The sequence below is a fragment of the Actinokineospora cianjurensis genome (genome assembly GCF_003663795.1).
Classification (GTDB): domain Bacteria; phylum Actinomycetota; class Actinomycetes; order Mycobacteriales; family Pseudonocardiaceae; genus Actinokineospora; species Actinokineospora terrae.
Map to the genome: position 1 here is coordinate 43,445 of NZ_RCDD01000003.1, position 25,202 is coordinate 68,646.

Annotated in this window: 20 protein-coding genes (1 of these 20 cut by a window edge); 13 read left to right on the forward strand and 7 right to left on the reverse strand. The window is 71.7% G+C overall.

All coding sequences use genetic code 11. From position 1 onward, the window contains the following. The 7 genes in view from CLV68_RS20010 to CLV68_RS20040 are tightly spaced (at most 41 nt apart) and all read left to right on the forward strand, a layout consistent with a single transcriptional unit that may run on beyond the window. A protein-coding gene (locus CLV68_RS20010; RefSeq protein WP_211346689.1) for a type I polyketide synthase crosses the window boundary here: on the forward strand, positions 1-3,604 show its 3' portion. The gene continues 2,279 nt to the left of window position 1, outside the view; the window shows 3,604 of its 5,883 coding nt (coding positions 2,280-5,883); its start codon lies beyond the left edge, outside the window; its stop codon occupies positions 3,602-3,604. After that, positions 3,597-4,721 carry a DNA alkylation repair protein gene (locus CLV68_RS20015; protein WP_121392448.1) on the forward strand — a complete coding sequence of 375 codons (1,125 nt, stop codon included), beginning with the start codon at positions 3,597-3,599 and terminating at the stop codon, positions 4,719-4,721. Before CLV68_RS20010 ends, CLV68_RS20015 begins: the two co-directional genes overlap by 8 nt. Then, the gene (locus CLV68_RS20020) at positions 4,718-8,437 is read left to right on the forward strand and encodes an aminotransferase class I/II-fold pyridoxal phosphate-dependent enzyme (RefSeq protein WP_211346690.1); all 3,720 of its coding nucleotides are present in this window, start codon (positions 4,718-4,720) and stop codon (positions 8,435-8,437) included. Before CLV68_RS20015 ends, CLV68_RS20020 begins: the two co-directional genes overlap by 4 nt. Positions 8,438-8,478: 41 nt before the next feature. Beyond that, positions 8,479-8,778 carry a hypothetical protein gene (locus CLV68_RS20025; protein WP_121392449.1) on the forward strand — a complete coding sequence of 100 codons (300 nt, stop codon included), beginning with the start codon at positions 8,479-8,481 and terminating at the stop codon, positions 8,776-8,778. Continuing rightward, positions 8,771-9,877, forward strand: a complete 1,107-nt coding sequence (locus CLV68_RS20030) for a class II histone deacetylase (protein WP_121392450.1) — start codon at positions 8,771-8,773, stop codon at positions 9,875-9,877. The genes CLV68_RS20025 and CLV68_RS20030 overlap by 8 nt, the downstream gene beginning before the upstream one ends. After that, the gene (locus CLV68_RS20035) at positions 9,874-10,719 is read left to right on the forward strand and encodes a thioesterase II family protein (protein ID WP_121392451.1); all 846 of its coding nucleotides are present in this window, start codon (positions 9,874-9,876) and stop codon (positions 10,717-10,719) included. The genes CLV68_RS20030 and CLV68_RS20035 overlap by 4 nt, the downstream gene beginning before the upstream one ends. After that, a complete protein-coding gene (locus tag CLV68_RS20040) occupies positions 10,716-12,266 on the forward strand; it encodes an MFS transporter (RefSeq protein WP_246010012.1) in 1,551 nt (516 codons plus the stop codon). The genes CLV68_RS20035 and CLV68_RS20040 overlap by 4 nt, the downstream gene beginning before the upstream one ends. A 124-nt stretch (positions 12,267-12,390) precedes the next feature. Here the strand turns inward: CLV68_RS20040 and CLV68_RS20045 are convergent, their stop codons facing one another. Further along, positions 12,391-12,909, reverse strand: a complete 519-nt coding sequence (locus CLV68_RS20045; protein WP_147460075.1) for a hypothetical protein — start codon at positions 12,907-12,909, stop codon at positions 12,391-12,393. Positions 12,910-13,249: 340 nt separating this feature from the next. Further along, a complete protein-coding gene (locus CLV68_RS36080) occupies positions 13,250-14,674 on the reverse strand; it encodes a helix-turn-helix domain-containing protein (RefSeq protein ID WP_121392453.1) in 1,425 nt (474 codons plus the stop codon). A 295-nt stretch (positions 14,675-14,969) separates the two neighbouring features. Here CLV68_RS36080 and CLV68_RS20055 point away from each other — a divergent pair, with 295 nt between their 5' ends. Beyond that, positions 14,970-15,212 carry a hypothetical protein gene (locus CLV68_RS20055; protein WP_121392454.1) on the forward strand — a complete coding sequence of 81 codons (243 nt, stop codon included), beginning with the start codon at positions 14,970-14,972 and terminating at the stop codon, positions 15,210-15,212. A gap of 802 nt (positions 15,213-16,014) precedes the next feature. Here the strand turns inward: CLV68_RS20055 and CLV68_RS20060 are convergent. After that, a complete protein-coding gene (locus tag CLV68_RS20060; protein WP_121392455.1) occupies positions 16,015-16,803 on the reverse strand; it encodes a class I SAM-dependent methyltransferase in 789 nt (262 codons plus the stop codon). A 290-nt stretch (positions 16,804-17,093) separates the two neighbouring features. Continuing rightward, a complete protein-coding gene (locus CLV68_RS20065) occupies positions 17,094-18,143 on the reverse strand; it encodes a hypothetical protein (protein WP_121392456.1) in 1,050 nt (349 codons plus the stop codon). A 105-nt stretch (positions 18,144-18,248) separates the two neighbouring features. Between CLV68_RS20065 and CLV68_RS20070 the strand changes: the two genes are divergently transcribed. Further along, positions 18,249-19,796: a hypothetical protein gene (locus CLV68_RS20070; protein WP_147460077.1), complete on the forward strand. Its 1,548-nt coding sequence runs from the start codon at positions 18,249-18,251 to the stop codon at positions 19,794-19,796. A 71-nt stretch (positions 19,797-19,867) separates the two neighbouring features. Here the strand turns inward: CLV68_RS20070 and CLV68_RS20075 are convergent, their stop codons facing one another. Next, the gene (locus CLV68_RS20075; RefSeq protein WP_121392458.1) at positions 19,868-20,695 is read right to left on the reverse strand and encodes an HNH endonuclease family protein; all 828 of its coding nucleotides are present in this window, start codon (positions 20,693-20,695) and stop codon (positions 19,868-19,870) included. Between the two features lie 2 nt (positions 20,696-20,697). Then, complete coding sequence (locus CLV68_RS20080; protein ID WP_121392459.1) at positions 20,698-22,128, reverse strand: AAA family ATPase; 1,431 nt, start codon at positions 22,126-22,128, stop codon at positions 20,698-20,700. Between the two features lie 121 nt (positions 22,129-22,249). On the opposite strand from CLV68_RS20080, the gene CLV68_RS20085 reads away from it, so the two are divergent. From CLV68_RS20085 to CLV68_RS20095, 3 genes are all read left to right on the forward strand, one after another. Further along, positions 22,250-22,591 carry a PadR family transcriptional regulator gene (locus CLV68_RS20085; RefSeq protein ID WP_121392460.1) on the forward strand — a complete coding sequence of 114 codons (342 nt, stop codon included), beginning with the start codon at positions 22,250-22,252 and terminating at the stop codon, positions 22,589-22,591. Further along, positions 22,588-23,229, forward strand: coding sequence for a permease prefix domain 1-containing protein (locus CLV68_RS20090; protein WP_121392461.1), 642 nt, complete (start codon positions 22,588-22,590; stop codon positions 23,227-23,229). Before CLV68_RS20085 ends, CLV68_RS20090 begins: the two co-directional genes overlap by 4 nt. Before the next feature lie 89 nt (positions 23,230-23,318). Next, complete coding sequence (locus CLV68_RS20095; RefSeq protein ID WP_121392462.1) at positions 23,319-23,750, forward strand: DUF2269 family protein; 432 nt, start codon at positions 23,319-23,321, stop codon at positions 23,748-23,750. Positions 23,751-23,895: 145 nt separating this feature from the next. Here the strand turns inward: CLV68_RS20095 and CLV68_RS20100 are convergent, their stop codons facing one another. Then, a complete protein-coding gene (locus tag CLV68_RS20100) occupies positions 23,896-24,732 on the reverse strand; it encodes an NmrA family NAD(P)-binding protein (protein WP_170224477.1) in 837 nt (278 codons plus the stop codon). 35 nt (positions 24,733-24,767) lie between these two features. On the opposite strand from CLV68_RS20100, the gene CLV68_RS20105 reads away from it, so the two are divergent. Then, positions 24,768-25,172 carry a CoA-binding protein gene (locus tag CLV68_RS20105; RefSeq protein ID WP_121392464.1) on the forward strand — a complete coding sequence of 135 codons (405 nt, stop codon included), beginning with the start codon at positions 24,768-24,770 and terminating at the stop codon, positions 25,170-25,172. The last annotated feature ends 30 nt before the right edge of the window (positions 25,173-25,202 follow it).

A 25,202-nucleotide genomic window follows, 5' to 3' on the forward strand; every position in this document is an offset into this window, starting at 1 on the left:
GGTGGGGCCCGGCGGCACGTTCACCGTCCTGGACGAGAACGGCGCCACCTTCGTCACCGGTGTGCTGGCCGATGCCCCCGCGCCCACGCCGATCGACGTCCCGGTGCGGGCGCTGCTCGACCAGTGCGGCACGCTGCACTCCGGATCGGGCGTCTACCGCTGGCTGCGGCGCATCGGCTACACCCACGGCCGCTACTACCGCAACATCTCGTGGGTCGCGGGCATCCCCGGCGGCACACTGGCCCGCGTCGAGGGCGGCAGGCAGCGCGCCCTCAACCCGGCCGACGTCGCCCTGTTCCCCGGCCTGCTCGACAGCGTGACCATCGCCGCCATCGACCCGGACAACCCGGTGTTCGGCTCCGACGACGCGTCGGCGTTCATCCCGTTGTCGGTGCGACGCACCCGGTGGCACGGCCCGTTGGCGGACGCCGCCTACGTGCGCACCGAGGTCGCGTTCTGGAACCACGAAGCGTGCCGGGTCACCCAGTTCGTCACCGACGAGGACGGCCGGGTGCTGTTGGAGTTCGGCGACATCTCGTCCAAGCGCGTTCCCCTGCGCGCGTTCCGCGACGAGCTCCCCGAACCGACCACTGTGGACGAACCGGTCCGGCAGGCACCGACTCTCGCCGTGGAGCGCAAGGTCGCCACCGCCCCGCGGGACCCGCTGTCGTGGTTCCTCGCCGAATCGGGCCTCGACGACGCGCACGCCGACACCGAGTTCCTCGCCGCGGGCTTCGACTCGGTCGGCCTGGTCGAACTCAGCGACCGGCTTTCCCGCGACCACGGGCTTTCCCTGTACCCCACGGTGTTCTTCGAGTACCCCACCCCGCGCGGCTTCGCCGAGTTCCTGCTGTCTGAGTCGTTCACCGTCCCCCAGCCCGAACCAGCACCCACCACTCGGCCTGCCGCAGTCACCCGGCCCGCCACGGTCACTGAGCCTGCCGATGAGGCCGAGCCGCCCCAGGCCAGGGACATCGCCGTGGTGGGCGCGGCCATCCGGGTGCCCACCGCCGACGGCCTGGACGAGTTCTGGGACCTGCTCGCGGCCGGTCGCGACACCGTCGGCCCGGTGCCGACGGCGCGGCGCGGGTCACGACCCGGGGGACACGCGTCGTTCCTCGACCAGGTCGACCTGTTCGACCCGGCCCCGTTCCGCATCTCCGCGCGGGAAGCCCCGCTGATCGACCCGCAGGCCCGGCTGGTCTACGAGACCATCTGGACCGCGCTGGAGCACGGCGGGCGGATGGGCCCGAGGGCCAGGTCCAGCCGCACCGGCCTGTGGATCGGCTACAGCCACGACCACTACCACGAGGAGCGGGCCAGGCACGGGGTCGCCGCCGGGCGCGGGTTGGGCCTGGAGGCGATGATCCCCAACCGGCTGTCGTACCTGATGGACTGGCACGGCCCCAGCACCCTGGTGAACACGCTGTGCTCGTCGACCCTGGTCGCGCTGCACACCGCGGCGCAGCACCTGCGGTCCGGCGACATCGACACCGCCGTCGTGGCCGGGGTGCACGCCGCGATCAGCCCGGAGTACTTCGAGTCGATGCGGGAACTGGCCGCCCTGTCGCCGCGGGCGCGGTGCCGGACGTTCGACGCGTCCGCCGACGGGTTCGCCCCAGGTGAGGGTGCCGTGGCGGTGGTGCTGCGCAGGCACACCGACGCCGTCGCGGCTGGCGATCACGTGCTCGGCCTGGTCAAGGGCATCGCGGTCAACCACGGCGGGCGCACCACCCGGTACTCCGCGCCGAGTCCCCGCGCACAACGCGAGGTGATCACCGCCGCGCTGGCCGACGCCGGGGCTACCCCCGACAGCATCGGCCTGCTGGAGGCCCACGGCACCGGAACCGGTCTCGGCGACCCGATCGAGGTCGAGGGCGCGACCGCGGCGTGGCGAGCGCACACCGACCGGGCGCAGTTCTGCGCGCTCGGGTCGCTCAAGTCCAACATCGGCCACCTGGAACCCGCCGCCGGACTGGCGGGCGTGGTGAAGGTGCTGCTGGCCATGCGCACCGGCATCGTCCCGCCGACCCTGCACGTGACCAGGCCCAACGACCACATCCGGTTCGAGGGCACGCCGTTCTACGTCGCCGACCGGGCGCACGCGTGGCACCGCGGGTCGCAGCCGCGGCGGGGCGCGGTGTCGGCGTTCGGGATGGGCGGGGTCAACGCCCACGTCGTCCTGGAAGAGGCGCCAGCCGTCGCGTTGGAGTCGGAAGCCGAGCGCACCAGCCACATCGTGCGGGTCAGTGGTGCCTCGGAGCAGTCGGTCCGAGACCTCGCCGCCCGCTACGCCGAGCACCTGGGCCCGGACACGGCCCTGGTCGACTTCGCGCACACCGCGAACACCGGCCGCGCCGAGCACCGGTTCCGAGTGGCCGTGCGGGGCGCCGACGCCGGGGAGCTGGCAGCAGCGCTCGGCGAGGTCGCCTCCGGCGCGACGCCGCTCGCCCGGCTCACCACCTCGACTCCCCCGGTCGCGTTCCTGTTCACCGGCCAGGGCTCGCAATACCCGGGCATGGGCCAAGAGCTCTACGCCGCCGAGCCCGCCTTCCGCGAAGGCATCGACGAGTGCGCGGAGCTGCTGCGCCCGCACCTGGCCACTCCCCTGCTCGACCTGCTGCACGGCGCGGCGAGCGACCAGCTGACCGACACCGCCCACGCGCAGGTCGGGATCGTCTCGACCCAGGTCGCCCTGCTGCGGCTGCTCGCGGCGTGGGGCATCCGGCCCGACCTGGTCGCCGGGCACAGCGTCGGCGAGCTGACCGCCGTGCACGCCGCGGGCGCGATCAGCCTGCCGGACCTCATGCGCCTGACCGCCCAGCGCGGCCAGCTCATGCAGGCCCAGCCCAGCTCCGGTGGCATGCTCGTCGTGCACGCCGACCCGAACGCGGTGCACGACGCGCTGGCAGGCCACCCCGAGGTGGAGGTCGCCGCCTACAACTCCCCCGACAACACGACCGTCGCCGGACCGCACGCGGCGCTGGCGGCGTTCCGGGCGGCCTGCCCGCACCGCACGACCGCGCTCACCGTCAGCCACGCGTTCCACTCCGCGGCGATGGCCGGGGCGCTGGCCGCGTTCGCCGACGCGGTGGCGGGCACCGAGATCACCGAGCCGACGATCCCGGTGGTGTCCACGCTGCGCGGCGACTGGCACACCGCGGCCACCGTCGCCGACCCCGGCACCTGGGCGCGGGCGCTGACCTCCCCGGTGCGGTGGAGCGACGCGGTCGGCAGGCTGCACACCGCGGGCGCGCGCACCTACTGGGAGATCGGTCCCGCGCCGGTGCTGGTGAGCCTGGCCAGGGCGAACCTGCCCGGCGTCGACAACCGCTACGAGCACGTGCTGCGCCGCGGCCACGACCCGGCGGCACGCCTGCACACCGCGCTCGTCGACCGGTACGGCAGCGGCGCGGCCGTCGACTGGACCGCCACCACGCCCGGCCGGGTGGTGCCCGCGCCGACCTACGCGTTCGACCGGGCCGCGCACTGGATCCCGACCGGGGAGCCGTCGGTGCCCGATTCGTCCGCCGCGTCCGACCAATACGATCCGCCCCATTCGATCAACGGTGTACCCGCGATGGGGAGGAACGGCCATGGCTAGCCAGGAGTACGGGTTGAAGCGGCACTTCAACGAGGACGCCGCGGTGCTGATCGGCACGAAGGTCCGCGCGGTGCGCCCGGACTTCGACGTCGACGGCTACGCGCGGGAGGTCGCCGCCCGCATCCCCGGCAAGGAGCTCAAGGACCGGGTGCTGGTGCTCGCCGAGGGCCTGCGCGACCGGCTGCCCGCCGACTACCCGGCGGCGGTCGAGGTGCTGGCGGCGATCCTCGGCGCGGAACTGGCCGAGGGCGAGGGCATGTTCAACGAGTCCTGGTTCCTGATGCCGGTGGCCCGCTTCGTCGAGGAGTACGGGCACGAGCACCCCGAGGTGTCGCTGCGCGCCCTGGAGGAGATCACCCGCAGGCACACCGCCGAGTACGCGGTTCGCCCGTACATCGACAAGCACTACGACCTGGCCATGGCCACTCTCGCGGACTGGGCGCTGTCGCCGAGCCACAACGTGCGGCGCGCGGCCAGCGAGGGCTGCCGGTCCCGCCTGCCGTGGGCGAAGACGCTGACCCGGTTCGTCAAGGACCCTCGACCGGTGCTGGCGATCCTGGAGCCGCTGCGGTCGGACTCGTCGGAGTACGTGCGCAAGTCGGTCGCCAACAACCTCAACGACATCACCAAGGACGACCGGGAACTGGCACTGGCCACCGCGGCCCGCTGGCTGGCCGAGAGCCAGACCCCGGAGACGGCGTGGATCGTCAAGCACGGCCTGCGCACCCTGGTCAAGAAGGGCGACCAGGACGCGCTGCGGCTGCTCGGGGCCACCGGCGGCGAGCACATCGAGATCCCCGCGGTGCGCATCGCGCCCACCGCGATCCGGCTCGGCGAGGCGGTGACCATCCGGGTCGACCTGGTCAACGGCGACTCCACCCCGCACTCGGTCACCGTCGACTACGTCGTGCACCACGTGCGGCTCGGCGGCAAGGCCATCCCCAAGGTGTTCAAGCTCGCCACCGTCGACCTGGGCGCCGGTGAGCGCAAGACGCTGGAGAAGGTGCACAAGGTGCGCGAGATCCAGACCCGCCGCTACTACCCCGGCGACCACCTCGTCGACATCCAGGTCAACGGAACCGTCCTCGCCAGCGACAGATTCGAGTTGAGGCTGTGACCAGCACCCGAGCCGCCGACCCGGTCACCACCGCCGGGGTGACCCTGACCCCCGCCGACGTGGTGGTCGCCCACCACCGCGTCGGCGGGACGCCCGTCCTGCCCGCCGCCGCCCAGATCGATCTGCTGCTCACCGCCGCCGACGCGCGGCGCGCCGACCAGGCGTGGCGGTTGGACCAGGTGACGTTCTCGGCGCCGCTGCGTGTGGTGGACCCGATCGAGCTGCTGATCACCGAGGCGGACGGCGCGACCGCGCTGCTGGCCGGGTCGACCCGGCACTGCCAGGCGTCGGTGGTCGGGCGCCCGCTGCCGCCACCGACCTATGTGGACACCGCGGAGCTGCGGGCGAGCTGCCCCGAGGGGGTCGCGCTCGGTGAGCTCGCGGCGTGGCGGGCGTCGAGCGGGATCGAGTACGGGCCGACGTACCAGGCTGTCCGGTCCCTACACCGGGGCGCGGCGAAGGTGCTGGCGGTGGTCAGCTCCGGCTACGACGTGACCGGGTTCGTGCCGCCCGCGGTGCTCGACAGTGCGTTCCAGTGCCTGGGTCTGCTCGACGGGGGTGCCGCGGGGGCGTGCCTTCCGTGGGTGGTCGGCCGGGTCTCGGCTCGGCGCCCCGTTCGCGGGACCGTGCTGGTGCTGGTGGAGCGCGTTGGCGAGCCGCGGCCGGGGCTGGTGCGCGGTCGGGCGACGGTGTGCAGCCTGCAGGGTGAGGTGTTGGTCGAGCTCGACCGGATCACGCTCAAGGGACCGTCCCGGTCACGCGGACTGATCACGGCCACGCGGTGGGACTCGGTTGCTCCGACGCGGGTCGAGGGTTCGCCGGTGGTGGTGACGCCTGCTGGCGCAGGTGAAGCCGCGGTGCGGGAACTGTTCGCCCAGGTGCGCGAACTGGTGACCCGGCGGCCGGTGCCGGACCTGGTGTTCCTGACACGGCGCGGCCAAGACGTGCTCGGCGGCGAGGACGTCGACCCGGTGCACGCAGCCGCATGGGGTCTGGTGCGGACACTGCGCCTGGAGCACCCGCGTACGCGGATCCGGTTGGTGGACGCCGACGAGCCCGTTGACGAGGTCTTGTTCGAGGAACCGGAACTCGCGCTGCGCGACGGGAAGTGGTTCGCGCCTGGCCAGGAGTCGACGCCGGTGCGGGCGCCGCGCCGGTCGTACGCGGGTGGGCGGTTCCTGATCACCGGCGGCATGGGCGCGCTGGGGTTGCACGTGGCCGAGACGCTGGCCGCCGCCGGGGCCGCGCAGGTGACCCTGGTCGGGCGGACCGTGCCGACCTCGGGTCCGGCGCACGAACGGCTGACGCGCCTGGCCTCGCGGTGCGACGTGCGGACCATCGGGGCCGACCTGCGCGACCTGCCCGACCTCGGTGAGTTCGACGGGATCGTGCACGCCGCCGGGGTACTGCGCGACGGACTGGCCCGGACGCAGACCGACGAGCGGATCGCCGAGGTGCTGGCACCCAAGATCGGCGGCGTCCACGCGCTCGGCCGGGCACGCGGGTTCGTGGCGCTGTTCTCGTCGATCTCCGCGGTCCACGGGAACCTCGGGCAGAGCACCTACGGGGCCGCGAACGCCTACCTCGACGGGTACGCGGCGGCCCGCCGTTCTCGCGGAGAGCCCTGGTACAGCCTCAACTGGGGGCTGTGGGCCGCCGGGATGGGCGAGCACGTCGCCGAGGGCGCGGCCAGGCGTGGCATCCCCGCGCTCACCGCCGAGGACGGGATCGCGTTGCTGCACGACGCCCTGGCGCTACCGCCGGGCAACTACACGCTCGCCGCCACCGAACCCGGGAAAGAGACGATGACCACCACACCCCTCGCTGGCCCCGCCGACGGCCTGTGGCCCCCGCTCTCGGCCATCCTGTGCCGCACCCTGCACGTCGACGCGGTCGTCCCGGACGACGACCTGCTCGAACTCGGCCTGGACTCGATGATGGCGGTCGAGGTCACGGCCGCACTCGCCGCCGAGGGGCTCGAGGTCGACCCCGCGGTCCTGTTCGACCACACCAACGTCGGCGCCCTGCTGGCCCACCTGAGCACCTCGTCAGCCACCCCGCCGACCCTGGCCGCACCCAACCCTGCGCCCGTGCACGTCACCGCCACGTTCCCGACAGCGGCACCGGCCTTCCCACCCTCGGCCGAGTCCCCGGTCCCGGCCGCGCCCAGCCCGGCGCCCGTGCACGTCACCACGACGTTCCCGGTCGCCGCCCCACCCGCGACGTTCCCGCACTCGGGTGCCCCAGCCGGTCCGGCCCCAGTCGAGGTTCCGACCATTGCCGCGCCCGTGCCTGTCTCCGCCGCGTTCCCGACCGCGGCATCGGCCGCCGCGCAGGAGGCGGTGTTCGTGCCCGACTGGGACCGCTTCCGCGACACCTCGGCCGCCGCCCCCGAGCAGGCGCCCCAGCTGGTCCGGCCCGCGATCGCCGTTCCGGCGCCTCGCGACCACCGCGTCGAGGCGACCCCGCCACGGCTCACGTCGACGCCACGCAGGACGCTGCCGACGCGGCTCTCCGATTCCGCGGGTGGGTCGTTCCTGGACCGGCGGATCGACGCGCTCTCGGTCGACGACCGGGCCATCGTGGCCAGGGGTGACTACTTCTACGAGCCGGTCATCGAGGCGACCGAGGGTTCCCGCATCCGCGTGGAAGGCAAGTGGCTGCTGAACTTCGCCTCTTACAGCTACCTCGGCCTGATCCGCCACGACTACATCGATCAGGCCGCCGAACGCGCGGTGCGTGACCACGGCACCGGGGCGCACGGCGTCCGGCTGCTGGCGGGAACCCTGCACCTGCACCGGGAACTGGAGTTGACCATCGCGCGGTTCCTCGGCACCGAGGACGCGATCATCTACACCAGTGGCTACATGGCGAACGTGGCCACGGTCAGCGCCCTGGTCGGCCCCGGCGACCACGTCATCGGCGACGTCTACAACCACGCCAGCATCCTCGACGGCTACCGCCTCTCCGGCGCGACGGTCACCCCGTACGCGCACAACGACATGGCCGACCTGGAGCGGGCGCTGCGCCGCGCGGGCGACGCGGGCAAGCTCGTGGTCACCGACGCGGTGTTCAGCATGGACGGCGACGTGGCCGACATCCCCGCGATCACCGAGCTGTGCCGCCGCCACGACGCCGCGCTGATGGTCGACGAGGCGCACTCGATCGGTGTGCTCGGCGCGACCGGGCGCGGCGTGGTCGAGCACTTCGGCCTCGACCGCGCGGACGTGCCGATCCGGATGGGCACCCTGTCCAAGACCGTTCCCAGCACCGGCGGGTATGTCGCTGGCTCGGCGGACCTGGTGTTCGCGCTGAAGAACAACGCCCGCGGCTGGATGTTCTCCGCCGCCGGGACCCCGCCGCAGGTCGCCGCCGCGAAGGCCGCCTTCGAGGTCATCGGGTCCGCGCCGGAGCTGGTCTCGACGCTGCGCGCGCGGACCGACCGCTACCGCGACGCCCTGCACGCGCTGGGTTTCGACACGATGGGCAGCACCACGCCGGTCGTCCCGGTGCGCTGCCGCGACGCCGCGCAGGCGCAGGAGATGGCCCGGTTGTCCCAGCGCGGCGGGGTGTTCACCCAGCCGATCGTCTACCCGACCGTGCCCAAGGCACTGCCCAGGCTGCGCACGATCGTCACCCTGAGCCACACCGAGGCCGAGCTGGACCAGGCGGTGGCCGTGCTGGCCGACGCCGGTCGCGCCGTCGGCCTCATCTGACCGCAGCCGAGAGCTGACCCGCACCAGAGCAGGAGACGGACATGAGCGAGATCGACACCAGGGCGTTCTTCAGCGCGGTCCTCAAGGCGATCGCCTGCACCCGCAACAACAACGCCGACCAGTCCGGGTACGCCGCCGGTGTGCTGGAGCCCGCCGCGGCCATCCGCGCGTTCGAGAAGGACCTCGGCGACAAGCCGCTGACCCGGCCGGACGCCGAGCGGGTGCTGGCCTGGCTGGACTCGGTGTTCCGCACCAAGCTCACCCCCGCCGAGGAGCGCGAGCACTACCTCGGCCGGATCGCCGAGCTGTCCGGGCTGAGCCTGGTCCGCACCGGTGCCTGACCGGCCCGGCTGGTACAGCCACGAGCTGTGCCACTGGCACGACCCCGGCCCCGGGTCCGGCTACGTGCCGGTGGGGCCGGGGGTGGAACCGTTGCGCCAGTTCGCCGTCGACCCCGACCTGCGCCGCGCGGAGGGCCTGGTGCGGGCCAGCGGTGTGCTGGACCTGTTCACGCAGGTCACGCCGACGCCCGCGACCGACGACGACCTGCTGCTGGTGCACACCCAGGCGCACATCGACCGGGTGGAGGCGACCTCCGCGCTGGGCGCGGGCGACGCCGGGGTGTACGCGCACGTCAACCACCACAGCGCGCGGGCGGCGCGGCTGGCGGTGGGGGCGTGTGTGCAGGCGACCGAGGCCGTGCTGGCGGGTCGGTTCAGCCGCGCGTACTGCGTGGTCCGGCCGCCTGGGCACCACGCCGAGCCGGACCGGGCGATGGCGTTGTGCCTGTACAACAACCTGGCCGTCGCGGCGCGGGCCGCCCGCCGCGCCGGGGTCGAGCGGGTGCTGGTGCTCGACTGGGATGTCCACCACGGCAACGGGATCCAGCGGGCGTTCTACGACTCCCCCGACGTGCTCTACGTGTCGATCCACCAGGACGGGCTGTTCCCGCCCGCGTCCGGGTCGGTGCGCGAGACGGGCGCAGGCGACGGGGTGGGGACGACGCTGAACATCCCGTTGCCGCCGGGGTCGGGGCACGAGGCGTATCTGGCCGCGGTGCGGCGGGTCGTCGAGCCCGCGGTGCGCGCGTTCCAGCCGGACTTGTTGCTGGTGGCGGCTGGGGTGGACGCGGGTGGGCACGACCCGATGGGGCGGATGATGTGCACCAGCCGCACCCTGCACGCGATGACCGCGCACCTGTGCGCGCTGGCCGACGAGCTGACCGGCGGCCGGATCGTGTTCGCGCACGAGGGCGGCTACTCCGCTTGGTACCAGCCGACCCTGGTGCTGGCGACCGCGGCGGCCATCGCGGGGCTGCCCGCCCCGGAGGATCCGTTCCTGCACTCCCTCGAACACCTGCCGGGGCAGCGCGCGCTGCCGCACCAGACCCGCGTCCTGGACCACCTGCGTGCCCACCACCCGCTGCTGGCGGCGTCATGACGTGGCTGGTGGAGCTGCGCGGAACGACCGACCGCCGCCCGACGGCTCGGGTGATCGCGTTGGCGCACGCGGGCGGGTGGCCGACCGCGTTCCGACCGTGGCGGGACCTGCTGCCACCAGAGGTGCAGCTGCTCGTCGCGCAACTTCCCGGGCGGGCCACCAGGTCCGGTGAACCCACGCGGGACCGGGTCGAACCGCTCGCGCAGGAGCTGGCCCGGGCGGTGGCGGAGCTGGATCCGTTGCCGTTCGCGGTGGTGGGGCACAGCTTCGGCAGCGTCCTGGGCTACGAGATGACCAAGCTGCTGGAGGCCCGCGGCCGCGCGCCCCGGTTGCTCGTGGTGTCCGGCAGGCAGGCGCCCTGCCTGCCCAGCGAGCCGCCGTTCCTGCACGAGGGCAGCGACGCGGACCTGTTGGCGCACCTGGACCTCATCGGCGGCATCCCCGCGGGTCTGCTGGAGCGCGCCGACTTCGTCCAGGCCACCCTGCGCGCCATCCGCGCGGACCTGGCCGCGTTGGAGACCTACCGCCGACCGGTGTCCGGCACCGGTGTCGACGTGCTCGCGGTGGGTGCCTCCGACGATCCGGTGGTGAACGCCGCACGGCTGCACCTGTGGTCGCTGGAGACGGTGGGGGCGTTCGCTTCGCGGCTGTTCACCGGCGGGCACTTCTTCCTTTACCGGCCCGACACCGCGGCACTCGTCGCGGCCGAGGTGGCTGCGGCCCTCGATGTCGGATCACGTAGTTTTGCCCGAAATGTCGCACTGGTGCGGCACACTCCGGTCGCACCACCCCGGGGCCGGCTCGCGGTCCCGGTCACCACCGCAGGAAGGGACCTCACGTGAACTCCTCCGCACCCGCCCGAGCGGGGACCCGGCAGTGGCTGGGGTTGGCGGTGCTCGCGCTGCCGACGTTGCTCGTCGCGATGGACGTCAGCGTGCTCCACCTCGCCGTCCCGCAGATCAGCTCGGGTCTGGGCGCCAGTGCCCAGGAGATGCTGTGGATCGTCGACATCTACGGCTTCATGATCGCCGGGTTCCTGGTCACCATGGGCACCCTCGGCGACCGGATCGGCAGGCGCAAGATCCTGCTGTTCGGCGCCGCCGCCTTCGCCGCGGCCTCGGTGCTCGCCGCGTACGCGGACGACCCGGTGACGCTCATCGCCGCCAGGGCCCTGCTGGGCATCACCGGCGCGACCCTCATGCCGTCCACGCTGTCGCTGATCGTCAACATGTTCGGCGACGAGCGCCAGCGCGGTCTCGCGATCGCGGTGTGGGTGACGATGTTCTCCGTCGGCACCGCGCTCGGCCCGGTCATCGGCGGCCTGATCCTGCAGGCGTTCTGGTGGGGCGCGGTGTTCCTCATCGCCGTCCCGATCATGGTCCTGCTGCTCGCCGTCGGCCCGGTGCTGCTGCCGGAGTACCGCGACCCCGACGGCGGCAAGCTCGACCTGGTCAGCGTGGCGCTGTCGCTGGTCGCCATCCTGCCGATCATCCTGGGCCTCAAGGAACTGGCCACCGACGGCTCCCCCGCCCTGGCCGCCGCGGCCATCGTGGTCGGCGCGGCGTTCGGGTACCTGTTCGTGCGCAGGCAGCGCACCTCGCCCAACCCGCTGGTCGACGTCCGGCTGTTCAGCCGCCGCGCGTTCACCGTCGCGGCGTCGGCGTTGCTGCTGACCATGTTCGTCGCGGGCGGCACGTACTTGTTCATCACCCAGTTCCTGCAGTTGGTCGCCGGTCGGTCGCCGCTCACCGCGGGCCTGTGGCTGCTCCCCGCCGCGTTCACGCTGATCATCACGTCCATGTCGGCCCCCGGGTTGGCGGGTCGGTTCGGTCCCGCGCCGGTCGTCGCCGCGGGTCTCGCGGTCTCCGGCGTCGGCCACCTGTTGCTGCTCCTGGTGACCCCGAGCCAGGACGTCGGCCTGCTGGTCACGGCCTTCGCGATCCTCTACGCGGGCGGCGGTCCCGTGGTCGCCCTGGGCACCGACCTGATCGTGGGCTCCGCGCCCCCGCAGATGGCGGGCTCCGCCTCGGCGGTGTCGGAGACCAGCACCGAACTCGGCATGGCCCTGGGCGTCGCCGCCCTCGGCAGCCTCGGCACCGGCCTCTACCGCGCCCAGGTCACCGTCCCGCCCGGCACCCCACCCGCCACCGCCGAGGCCATCCAGGACAGCCTCGCCAACGGCGTCGCCGCCACGACCTCGCTCCCGCCGTCCACCGCCGACACCCTGCTCGCCTCCGCCCGCGAGGCATTCACCTCCGGGCTGGCGGGGATCGCGCTCACCAGCGCCATCCTGTCCTTCGCCCTCGCGGGGCTCGTGCTGTGGGGCATCCGACCCAGCGAGGAGGTCGCGGAGGAGGCGAGCGCCACGCCGGTTCCCGAAGCCGCCTGACCCGCTGTGCCTGCCTGGGGAATCCCCCTCCCCGGGCAGGCACGGGAAACGGGGACTCCGGAGATCAGCTCAAGGTCCCCGCATCGGCCTGCGGTGGTGTCGGATGCCGCCACCTACGCCGTGCTCAACTGGTCGGGTGCTCGCGGACCTTGAGCCGCAACGCTTTCCTGGCGGCTCGCACCGAGATGCCGGGGCGCTCGCTGAGCAGTGTGCTGATCTCGACCTTGCGCAGGTGGGCGGCCTTCAGCGAGGCGAACAACCGGTCGGGGATCGCGGGCACGGAGTCCATGACGACCTGGTACCTCAGCGACAGCTTGGCCTGTTCCTCCGGCGCAGGCGGTGTCCGGAGTTCCGCCTTCAGTTCCGACAGTCGGCGCACGGCGTCCTCGTGGCGTCGTTTGCCCGCCTTCCAGTCGACCGTCAGATCAACCAGGGTCACGGCGAAGGTGAGCACCGCGAACCAGCCGAGCCAGGTGGACCGCTGCGCCACGACCGGCCCGACCCGCACCACCGCCTCCCCAGCGGCGAAGGCAAACGCGGTCGCCACCGTCGAGGCGACCAACAACCCGCACGTCATGACGAGCGAGCGCCGCGCGTACCTGTCGCGCAGGATCGAGTGCGCGGTGATCATCTGATCGACCACCTGCCGCCGCCTCCGCCGCTCGGCGATCCCACCCCGATCCGGCGGCGAACCGGTCACGAGCCCCAACCACTCGGTCGACGAGCCACCCAGTCCATGCCGCCCCACAAGATCGCCGACGTAGTCACCAGAGTGATCGCCGGGAACGGCCGATCCGCGACAGGTATGACCCAGCTCACCTTCCAGTACACCAGGACCGGGTCAGCTGTGAAGCCAAGTGCCACGTTGGCGCGTAGCAGTCGGTCACCGCCTCGGCGATGACGACGAAGGCGAACTCGCCGATCTCCGGATCTGTTCCATCGGTGGCCTGCGCGCCCTGGTCTTGCTCGGCGAAGCGCCCGGATCAAGTCGGGCTGCGTCGGGCCAACAGTTCCCGTACGTGAGCAGCCGACTTCCCCGCGACTGAGCTCAGCCGCACGGCGATGTCGGCGGCACTGCGGTCGATCCGTGTCGAGTGCACACCTTCGGCGAGACCCACGAACTCGGTCCACGCGTCAACGGCGCCGTCGACGTCTTCGCGGCGGAATCGGATGTTGCCGAGGTCGGCCAAGACCATGGCGCGGGTGCGGCGGCGGTCGAGGCCGAGCGAGAGCGCGTGCTCGATGTGTTGCTCGGCGGCGAGCGTGTCGCCCATGCGGGCATGGACCACTGCCGCCTCGTGGGCCCATCGGCCTGGACTGTAGTGACCGGCCCAGCTGGTGCCCGGTGAATTGGCGGCGCGGTTCATGGCACTCTCGGCCACTGCCAGTCGAGTGCGAGCGGTCGCGAAGTCGCTGTCGGCTGCCGCCGCGCGCGCGTGAGTCGTGGCGTAGTAGGCCCGCGCTTTCGGCTCGCCCAGATGACGTCCAGTGTGGTCGGCGGCATCGGCGAAACGGAGCGCCATGCCCTTGTAGCCGAGGTCAAGAGCTTGGTCGGCGAGCCCCCGAAGTGACGTGGCGGCAACTTCAGGGGCGCCTGCCTCGTTCGCCAAACGGTAGCTGTGGAGGTAGTACCGCTGAGCTATGCCGGTCTCGCCCGCGTCACGCGCCATCCACCCCGCAAGGTGCACCAACTCGGCGGTCGCGGTGACCAACTCCCGCCCGACGGCCTCGCTGTAGGTCCCGTCCAACCACCGCCCGACGTCATCAACGAGGTAGCGCACCACCAGATGGCGCGCGTGCGCACCCCCCAATTCCGACGCGGTGTCCCCCAGAGCCGTGGTCATCGTGCGGATCGCCGCGACCTCCCCGGCACCGACCCGAACGCCCCCCGCGCGAGCCACACGGCGCGTGATCGCGTCCGGGTCACTGGGAGCGAACGCCGCGGCCGCGACAGTCACCGCGGCTGACGCGAGGAACGTACGACGATCCACGTCCGCGCCTCCCAACCTCATCACCGACTCCACGGCATCCCCGCCGGGCAGCCCATCACCGACATCTCCACCTGGACCAGCGTGCCATCCCAGGGCCTCGACGTGTGTTCGTCGATCCTGCGGCGCCTGGTCTTGAGGTCGCCCTGCTACCGCTTGAGGTAGGAGGTGCGCCTCGCCGACTGGCTCTAGATCGAGATTAGCCTGAGCAGGACCGGCTTCGAGTAGCGCCACTAGTTCGTGAAGTGGCACCGTCAGTGCGTCCGCCAGTCGACGCCGGATCCCCGGCATGGGTACCTGGGCACCCAGCTCCCACCGCGCTACTGTCGAGCGCTCTACCCCGACTGCCTCCGCCAGGGTCTCTTGGGTGAATCCCATCGCAACTCTTCGCTGCGCCAATGCACGTCGTCGCGTTGCCATGACATCCCCATCCGCCCACGCCCGATGCCACGATCGTGCCACATTTCACGACTGCACCACCACATGGTCACAGGCGCTGCCGCAAATCTCAGTCTGACACGGCAATTCCGTGTTGCGGCGATGGTGACGCCACAAGGACGCCACAACGTAGCCGCATTGCCGCTCTGTCGCGGCCGCGACCGTCGACCTAATTTGGTGGACACAACACGGGATGCCGCGAGGGTCCCGCGAGTTGACAACCGCTCGATATCGACGTCGCGTGGATTGGCTGCGCGACAGAAGTGTGAGGCCACAAATGTATGCCCCGACTCTCGATGTCTATGCGAAGCTCAACACCGGCTGCCCGATGTCGTACGAGACCAACACCGCGGGCGAGACCGAGTTCACCCTCGGAGGTGGCATGAACGGCGCCGTGGTGCTCACCTTTACTGGCGACACCCTCCACGACTTCCTCGCCGTAGCGACCGCAGCGACCGCCCTGCCCGCGTCGGACGAGTCTTCGTCTGACGCGGGCACGAGCGCGCACCACGCCAAGTAGGCCGCGGAGGTGGTCCTCGCCCGGTTTGCCTGCCGAGCCGGGCGAGGACGCGTCTCAGTGGGATTCCGGCTCCACGTCTCGGCCCGGGTGACCATCTGGAGGAGGTCGTGCGTCGACCTGCACGTGATCCACGACCTCACCACCACCGCCGCCCGCGCCACCCACGACGCCAAACACAACAAGCTGAAGCGCGCCGCACGGGTTGTGCTGTTCGCGGTGAGGGTTTCGACGTGGCCGAGTTGTGTCCGACCTGCGAATCGACCTCGCACTACTCCTGCACCACATCCGCAAGCAGTAGAAGCCAGGACAAGCTCAGGCATGCGTCTCTGGCGGGCCACGAATGGGGGTTCGCCAAGCCCTCTTCCCTGTTCTTCGAGCCATCCCCTGGCGCTTGCCATCGTCACCGGGCTTGCTCGTACGCGCTCACTCGCCGAGATCGTCGTTGGTCTGCAGGACGAGGCCACCAGGTTCGGTCTGCTGGACACCGGCGACCCGTCCACGAGCCTGCCCGCCGTGCTGTCCTACTTGCTCTGTGTGCTCACCCGCGAGCAGCAGGCGCTGTTTGCCCAGTTGGGCAACGCACCTGGCCCCGATATCGGACTCCCGGCCGCGGCCGCGCTCGTCGAGTTGTCGATCCTGGTTCCGAGCTCTGTTGCCGCCTGCTGGCGCGTTCGGCAGATCCCTCCACTGCGTCGTAAGTCAGCTGTACTCAACGCCTCTGAAAGTGTTCGCGTTGACCTGTCGAAGGCAGAATCAAACAGTGATTCCGCGACACCGTCGCGGTTGATTTGGGACAGACTCGTCACCAGGTGGGGCGGGTTCCTAGTGCTGATACGAGCGGGTAGGACCAGATTGTGAAGTCCGGGGTGTCGAGGAGGGTGTAGAAGGCGTCCAGGGATTTGGGGGTGACGCCGGTGGCGATCAGGGGGTGGGTTAGTTGTTCGGTGTTCACGCGGTGGAGGGTGGTTTGGGGTGTGCCGCCGTGGAGGAGGTGGGTTGTGGTGTGGGTTTGGGGGTTGGTCAGGCCCTTGGCGATGAGGAGTTCTGGGAGGGATCGGGCCCAGGTGGGGCTGACGTCGCGGGTGGTGTAGAGGTGGAGGAGGGGGGCGTGGACGGCGGTGAAGGTGGTGCGGTGTTCGGGGGTTGTGGTGTGCGGGAGGAGTGGGTGCTGGAGGTCGAACTCCTCCAGCACCAGGCGGCCGCCGGGTTTCAGGGCTGTGATGAGGCGGTCCAGGACGGCGAGGCGTTGGGGTAGGTGGATGAGGACGAGGCGGGCGTGGATCAGGTCGAAGGTGGCGGCGGGAAGGGGGTCGTTGACCACGTCGTGCTGGTGGACGGTGAGGTTGGGGCGGTCGCTGGTGGGAATGTGGCGGGGGTCGATGTCGGTGACGAGCACCGAGCCGCCGGGGCCCACCTGGTCGGACATCCAGTGGCCGACGCGGCCGTCTCCCCCGCCGATCTCCCAGCAGGTCCAGCCCGGCGCCAGGCCCGCGGTGGTGAGGGCGAAGTGGCTGGCGGGGTCGAACGCGGCCAGCACGTCGAAGCGGGCCTGGGCGCGGGCGTCGGCGTTGTCGAACACGTAGCTGGTCATCGCGGTGCCTCCGGTCAGGGCGGTCGGACCGCAGGATGGCAGCCCGGCAGCACAGTCACCCCGGGGCGCGAGCAGAACCACACGACCAGGCCAGGACGATCAGCCCACCCGGGCAACGATCGTCGCACCCTGGCGCCCGGCAGGTCGGTGTGGTCGTGACGCCGGTGATGCCCCTGCCGCGCAAGGCAGGCAACGGCGGGCAGGTCGCAGCGGGTTAAGGCTCACGTGGAGGTCGAGGGTCAAGCACGGGTCGAGGGTTGGGTCGATGTCGACCCCAACAGCAGACCCGGCTACAGGATGTCCAGCGAGACGAGCACGTCCGCCAGCGGCTCGATCCGCACAGCGGCGACCTTGCTCCGGTACGTCCGGTCCCGCCTGCCTTCTCGCAGGGTTCGCAGCCGAGCGGTGACGGCCCGGAGCAGCGGGTGGACCTCGACCGGCGGCGGCGGGCCCTCGGTCAGCCGGTCGGCGGCCCACTGGGCCATCCCGCGCAATGCCTCTACCTGCACCGACAAGTCGGTCTGGTTGCGGACCAGGCACAGCAGGCGGTCGGGATCCGGTTGGTCGAAGAGCTGCCGCGGTGACCAGATGGTGAGGCCGCTGCCGTGGGCGTAGAGGCGGCCCGCCAGGTTTGTGTCGCTGTTCGACGCCAGGAAGCGGTCCGGGTCGAACGCGCCGGGTGGACCCAGGGACGCCAGGCCCGCGATGCACGGGCCCACGCCGTCGACGGTCGGGGACAGGTCGTCCGGGGTGCCGTCGGTGGCGGTCAGGGGGGCGGCGACGGTGTGGACTGTGTCGGGGGCTGCCTCGACTGGGCGGCCGTCGGTGGTGAGGCGGGGGACGGCGGTGTCGCGGAGGTGGGTGGCGATCGCGCGCAGGGTCAGTCGTCCCGGCGCGTCGACGCCCCAGACGGCTGCGGAGCGGAGCCGGGCCAGGGCGTCGGCGAGGTCGGTGGCCAGCCAGGTCCCGGTCACCCGCACGGTGAGAGTGACCGCGACAGCGGCGGGGTACAGCAGGACCCGGGCTGTGACGGTGGTGCCCTCCGGACCGTGCAGCGAGGGCAACTCCCCGAGCCGGAACGGCACGACCCGCTGGAACACGATGTCGGCGTTCGGCTTGCGCATCACGCCCGGTTTGCCCAGGTAGGCCGACCAGAACCGGCTCCACGTGGCCGGTTCCGCGTCCGGCTCCCACGGCATGATCAGCTCGGGCCGGTACGACCGGTACACCTGCTCATGCCGCGACCGGGTCGTCAACCCACCCAGCGCGCCGTCGGCGAGCAGGTCGGGGTACGGGGTCGTCCAGCTGATCGTGAACACCGCGCCGCGGATGACGGCCATCTGACTCCTCTTCGACTACCCGAACACATCTGTCCCGGCCGGTGATCCGCTACACCGGCGGGTGTAGCGGATCACCGGCCACGGGAGATGAGTCTCGTGGACGGAGTGAGAGGGGTGCGTGTGGGGTTGCCGAGGGCACTCGCGTGCGTGTTCGCGGTGGTGTGGCTGTTGTCGCTCGGCGCACCGGTCATGGCGGCGGAGACACCCGTGGTGGTGTCCGTCGCCCCCGCCCAGATCGCGCTCGCGCCGGGACGATCGGCCGTCGTGCTGGTGTCGCTGGCGAACACAACCGACAAGCGCGTGCCGGTCACGGTCACGGCCGTGGCCGCCGAGGACTCGGTGATCACCTCGCCGGTGGCGCCGTTCGAGTTGGCGCCCGGCCAGTCCCGTACCGAGGCGGTCACCGTCACCAGGCGGTCCGAGGGGTCCGGCCAGGACGTCGGGCTGTCCTTCGTGGTCGACTCCCGCGCGGCGTCCGCGGTGGCGGGCACGACGGTGAAGGCCGTGCCGAACCCGCCGCCGGTCACCGTCACCGCCGAGGCGGGACCCGATCGGGTCAACGAGAACCGTCCGGGCTCGGCGACGCTGGTGATCGGCACCGACCGGGAGGGTCCGGTGCGGGTGACGGCGCTGTCGGTGACGCCGCCGCCGCACACCTGGCTGGAGGTGACCTGCCCGGGCGGGCGGGTGGCCAGGTGGGACGAGAACCCCGCCACCGGGCAACCGTGCGAGTTCGACCTGGCGCCGCGGTCGAAGGTGTCGCTGCCGGTGCGCGTCGGCACCGAGGGCGCGGTCGTGCCCGGCACCCGACCCGCGGTGTTCCGCGTCTCCGCGCAGGAACCGGGCCGGGCCGAGACGGCGGTGTCGCTGGTGGTGACCATGCCGGTCACCCTGGAGGTGTTCGGCGAGTCCGACATCCTGCAGGCATTGGGGGTGCCGGTCTTCCTGGTGCTACCCGGCGTGATCATCGTGCTCACCGCGGGGTTCCTGGTCCGGCGGTGCTCACCGTGGCGGCGGCGACCCGCGGTGGACGAGGAGCAGGCAGGCTCGGTGGTGGCCGCGGCGACCAGGACAGCGGTGCTCGGCGTGCTGCTGTCGCTGGGGATGGCCAAGCTCTACCCGGTGCTCACCGCCTGGTTCTGGCCGGGTGAGCCGAGGGACTACACCCGCGAGCACGCCTTCCTCGACTTCTACCTGGTGTTCGGCTACAGCTTCGCGGTGGCGACAGCGATCTGGCTGCTGGTGCTGCTCGGTGACCTGCCGCGGGCGCTCTGGGCGGCGACACACGTGCCCCACCCCGGTGACGCGCCGGTGGTCCTGCTGCGCAAGCTCAGCCTGCGGCGGAGCACGAGCTTCCCGCTGGTCGAGGTCGACGACCTGACCGGGGTGCTGGTGCGGCGCACCCGCGGCGAGGGGTACCTGGTGGCGCCGCGGGTCGTGGTCACCACACCTGCGGGCTCCGCGCTGCGCACCCGCGTCGAGACCCTGGTCTCGCGCAACCGGCCCGTGCGGTTGTACTGCGCGCTGCGGTGGGCCGTGTTCCGCGGCCGCGCGGAGCTGGGCTACCGGTCCTCCGACATCGACGAGGTGCTGCTCGCGCCCGAGGTGACGATTCGCAACCTCGAGGTCGGCATCGCCCAGATCGGCGAATAACGCCCGGGAAGTGAATGGCGGCCGGACCGGAGCCCGACCGCCGCCTCACCGGAGCGAGTAGTCGCCGAGGATCATACCGCCGTCCTGTCCCGCCCCAGCACCAAATCCGTCGCCTGGTCGAACACCTCTTCCGCCGCCGCGGGGTCGGTCCCGCACAGCAGGCGGAACCGCCGCGTGCACGCCGAATAACGCACTCCCGGCGCGCACAGGGCATCCATGTCCGCCGTCTTGTCCTTCTCCCACGCGTACCAGAACGCCATCAGCACGAGCGCGCGATCGGTCTGCAGCTTGTCGCGGTTGAGGCCGAGCAGCCTGATGGTCTCCGCGGCGCGCCGCACACCGTGCTCGTCGAGGTCGGGCGCCGCGACGGCGAAGGTCCCGCGCCAGTCGATCAGCCGCTCCGGGTCGGTGTCCTGCTCGTCGGTCGGGTCGACCAGGTAGGGGCGTTCCGCGCGCAACGCCGCCCGGTCGCCGGTGTGCAGGGCCCGGGCGCCGGCGGTCGGGAAGTAGTTGTCCTTGTACTTGTTGCACGTGCCGCAGGACCCGATGAAGTTGTCCGGCTCGTAGGCGAGCAGGTAGTACCCGGTCTGCGACGCGCCGCCGACGTCATGGATGTCCTCGGCCGGGTTGGTGCCGCTGTGGACCCGGCCCTTGGGGCGGTGGTGGTCGACCGTCCACTCCACGCCGTCCGCTTCCAGCTCGCTCTCGCAGTAGGCGCACTTGTTGTGCTGCAACCGCGTCAGTCCCGGGCGCAGCGCCGACCACAGGCTCTCGCCGGACACGTGCCTGCCCTTGTCGCGGTTGAGGTCGGTCGCCTTGCTCGCCTTCCCCCGCCACACCTGCGAGTCCGCGCCGAGCCAGGCCAGCAGCCGGTCGCGGCCCGCCAACACCCTGATCACCGTCAGCGGCTCCCGGTGGCGCCGTCGACCAGGACGGCCAGGTAGCGGCGGCGGGCCGCGTCGTCGCCGCGGACGGCCTTCCTGGCCAACTCGGTCAGGTCGTCGGCCACGTCGGGGGCGCGCGTGGTGTCGAGGCTGAAGTAGGAGCTGAGCAGGACCTGCTCGGCGTTGAGGCCGTGCACCTCCGCGCGCACCTCGCTCAGCCGCGACACCGACTCGTCCGGGTCGTCGCGGGCGAGCAGGATGTTGCGGGCCTGCAGGGTGCCGGTGACGATCGGGCTGTGCGTGGTGAGGATGAACTGGATGTTCGGGAACATCACCGCCACGTCGAGCACCACCTTGCGCTGCCACTCCGGGTGCAGCAGCAGGTCGATCTCGTCGACCAGCACGATGCCGCCCATGCTGCCCAGCGGGACGTGCGCCGGGGCCACGGCGCTGAGGTGGAACAGCAGGTCGCCGAGCCAGCCGAGGTACGAGCGGTAGCCGTCCGACAGCGCGCGGAACGGGACCGGCACGCCGCGGCGGCGGAACACCGCGTCCTCGCCGTCGAAGTCGTCGTCGAACCGGACGTCGTCGGGCAGCGCGCGCCGCAGGACCTCGGCGACCTCCCGCCTGCGCTCGGCGCTGACGGTGGGCAGCCAGGCGCCGAACGACACCAGGGACACGGTCTCGTCGAACAGGCTCGACACCCGCTGGAACCGCCGCCTGCGCCTGCCCTTCTCCTGGCTGGGGTCCGACCGCGCGTCCTCGGCCGTGCGCCGGTTGACCCCGTACCCGGCGACGAAGAACGACGGCGACGACTCGTCGAACAGGTCGTCCCAGTAGGGCCCGCGGGTGTCGGTCTCCACGACCTCGAAGTCCCCGCGGCGGCGCATCCGCACATCGCAGGCCAGCGGCTCCGGTCCGCCCACACCGCCGAACGCGAGCCTGCCCTCGACCAGCGCGGTGTCGCGCTCCTCGCGGACCAGCCGGTACGGCACGAACCCGGAGCTGTCGAGCACCGGCCCGAGCGCCACCATGGCCGCCGCGCGCAACACCGTGGACTTGCCGGTGCCGTTGTCGCCGATCAGCAGGTTCACGTTGGGCACGAGCGGCGCGGCGTCGGGTGTGGCGAACTCACCGGGGAAGCGCAGCGACAGCCGCGCCTCGCGGAAGCAGCGCAGGTCGGTGATCCGCAGGTCGGTCAGGTACACGTAGGGCGAGTCGCGGATGGCGCTTTGGTCCACCGGCAGCCGCGGCCGATCGGCCAACGACGTCACCGGCCGCTTGTCGCCCTCGGCCAGCGCCCGCGCCAACCGCTGCCGCTCCCGGCGCGCACTCGCCCGCCGGGCCAGCAGCCTGCGCACCTGCCTCGACCCGCTCGCGGCCACGGTGAACAGGCCGATCGGCGCCAGGACGAGTGCGAGCAGCCCGAGGACCACGTTCCAGGTCACCTGTACCACCGCACCCCAGAAGTGTAGGCGGCCCGATCAGGCCGGTGACAGCGCGACCGCGTCGGACACGTTGTCTTCCAATAGGTAGGGCGGCAATGCTTGTGGCGTAGGCTGACTCGTCGTGAGACAGGATGCGGTGCGCGGTCACCTGGACGGATTGCTGCTGGCCGTGCTCGAACAGGGCCCGCTGCACGGCTACGCCATCATCACCGCCGTCCAGCAGCGCAGCGGGGGCGCGCTCGAACTGCGCACGGGCACGATCTACCCCGCGCTCAACCGGCTGGAACGGGTCGGGTTGTTGCGCAGCACCAAGCAGTCCTCGGGCGAACGGCACCGACGGTGCTACGAGCTCACCGACGCCGGACGGCGGACGCTGGCGAACGAGCGGACGGCGTGGCAGGAGTTCACCGCCGCCATCGGGTCGGTGCTCAACCCCGTCGCGCCGCCCGAGATCGCGACATGAGCGATCCCGTCGAGGACTACCTCTCCTCGTTGGCCGCCGCACTGCAAGGCCCGAAGCGGACCAAGGCGCGCATGGTGGCCGAGGCCCGCGGCGATCTCAACGACGCGGTGTCCGAACGTACGCGGGCGGGGCTGTCGTACGAGCACGCCGCCGAGCAGGCCGTGCGTGAGTTCGGGACCGCGGCCGAGCTCGTCGGGAGCTGGCAACGGGAACTGACGATCGCGCAGGCCAGGCACACCGCGCGGGCGGTCGCGCTCACCGTCCCGTTCGTGATCGTCTGCTGGACCTTGCTCCAACGGGCCGACGACTCGTTCTGGCACCTTCCGCGCGCCGCCCAACACCTTGCCATCGTGTCGGCTGCCGCCGCCGTGCTCGCCGCGGTGACGCTGGCCGCCACCGGCACCCTCTCCCGGTGGTTCCCGACCCCGGACCGGCTGCCGCTCACGATCGCCTGGGCGGGTACTGCCGCGAGCATGTCCATGGCCATCGCGACTCTTGCTCTCGCTCTGTCGGCGGCCCTGGGCACGGACTGGGTCCTGCTGACCTTCGCCTGCGTTCTCGCCGCTGCCTCACACGCCCTCGTCGCAGGCTCCGCCCGGTCCTGCCGCCGCTGCGCGCGCCTCATCACCGACCTCTGACCCACCGGTTCCGCGTATCCGGCGAGGGTGGGCTGTGCTATCAATACGTAGGTAGCCAACATGTAGGCAGGCAACCTAGGAGGCCGTCGGTGACCGCACTGCTGCTCTCGATCCACGTCCTGGCGTCAATCGTGGCAATCGGCCCGATCACCGTTGCGGCGTCGATGTTCCCGCGCTCCGTGAAACCCGGGAGCGACCCGGCAACCGCCGCCCTCTTACACCGCGTCTGCCGCGGCTACACCGTCGTCGGCGTCGCGGTCCCGGTCTTCGGCATCGCCACCGGAGCCGCGATGGGCGTCCTCGGCCAACCCTGGCTCTCGGTCTCGATGCTCCTCACCGCCCTCGCGGCCGCCCTACTGCTGCTGGCGATCCTGCCGGGCCAGAAACGCTTACTCGACGCCGCCGAAGCAACCCGCGAGGCCACCACCCGCCTGACCATGACCACCGGCCTCTTCAACCTCGTCTGGGCCACCGTGGTAGTCCTGATGATCACCCGCCCCGGCTCCACAACCGGCGTCTGACTCAAGCCGATCCAGCGAGAGTCGTGGAGATATCGACAGCGCCTGGACGCCTTCGGCGGCACGCGAAGCCTGTCAGCGTGCTCCAGCAACTTTCGCTCGAGCAACTGCCCGGCGGGCAACCACTCTCGTTGCGCCCCTCAGTTGGTCAGGACTGGGCGAAGTGCCGGGCGAACTCGGCCGGGGTGTACGCGCGGCGGCCGCAGTGGCGTTCGACGGTGTCGGCGACGGGGATGACGAAGCTGCCGTTGGCGACCTTGCCGAGGGCGTCGGCGAGGAAGTCGCCGTAGGAGTGGGTGAAGCCGCGGGATTCGAGGAGGGCGATGAACTCGGCGGCCGGGACCGGGATGTAGCGGAACGGGCGGCCGAGGGCGGCTTCGAGGGCCTGGGCCACGGCGTGGTGGGTGACGGATTCGGGGCCGGTGACCGGGAGCGGGCCGGTGGGGCCGCCCGGGGCGAGTGCGGCGACGGCCACGGCGGCGATGTCGCGGGTGTCGACGAACGGGAAGGGGGCCTCGCCTGCGGGGAGGCGGAGTTCGCCGGTGTCGAGCATGCCGCGGAAGGAGCCGACGGTGAAGTTGTCGAGGAACCAGGTGGGGCGGATGAGCGCGGCCTCGACCGGGAGCGACAGCAGGGTCTGCTCGGCGACCTTGGTGGGGTCGTCGTCGGGGGCGTGGTCGACGTCGATCGTGGACAGCAGCGCGATCCGGGCGACCCCGGCGGCCGCGGCCGCGCGGATGACGTCGGGGGCCTTCTCGGGGACGCCCGCGTGGTTGAACGGGATCACGACGTACGCCGCGTCGGCACCGGCGAACGCGGGGTGCCAGGTGGACTCGTCGTCCCAGTCGAACGCGACGAACTCGCCTGCCTCGGCCGCCCGCCTGCCCGCGGCGCGGACCAGCCAGCCCCGCTCGACGGCCTGGGCCACGACGTGGCGCCCGGTCTTGCCGGTCGCCCCCAGCACGGTCACCACATGATCACTCACGGAGGGCAAGCTATCAGCATGGGAGGCTGGTGCGCATGAGCACCGAGGACGTCCGCTGGATCCTCGCCCACTGCGACACCTGGGCGATCATCGGCCTTGCCGACAACCCATCACGGGCGGCGCACGGGGTCGCCCGGTTCCTGCAGCAGCGCGGGAAGCGGATCGTGCCCGTCCACCCCCGAGCCGAGACGGTGTGGGGCGAGCAGGGCTACGCGTCGCTGGCGGACATCCCGTTCCCGGTGGACTGCGTCGACGTCTTCCGCCGCTCCGAGGACGCGGGCCCCTTCGCCGACGAAGCCGTGACCATCGGCGCGAAAGCAGTCTGGTTCCAACTCGACGTCATCGACGACGCCGCGGGCCAACGCGCGATGGACGCGGGACTGCGCTTCATCCAGGACCGCTGCCCGGTGATCGAATGGCCCGCCCACGGGCCTGCCTAGTCCTAGGGTGTGGACACCCGCCACCTGACG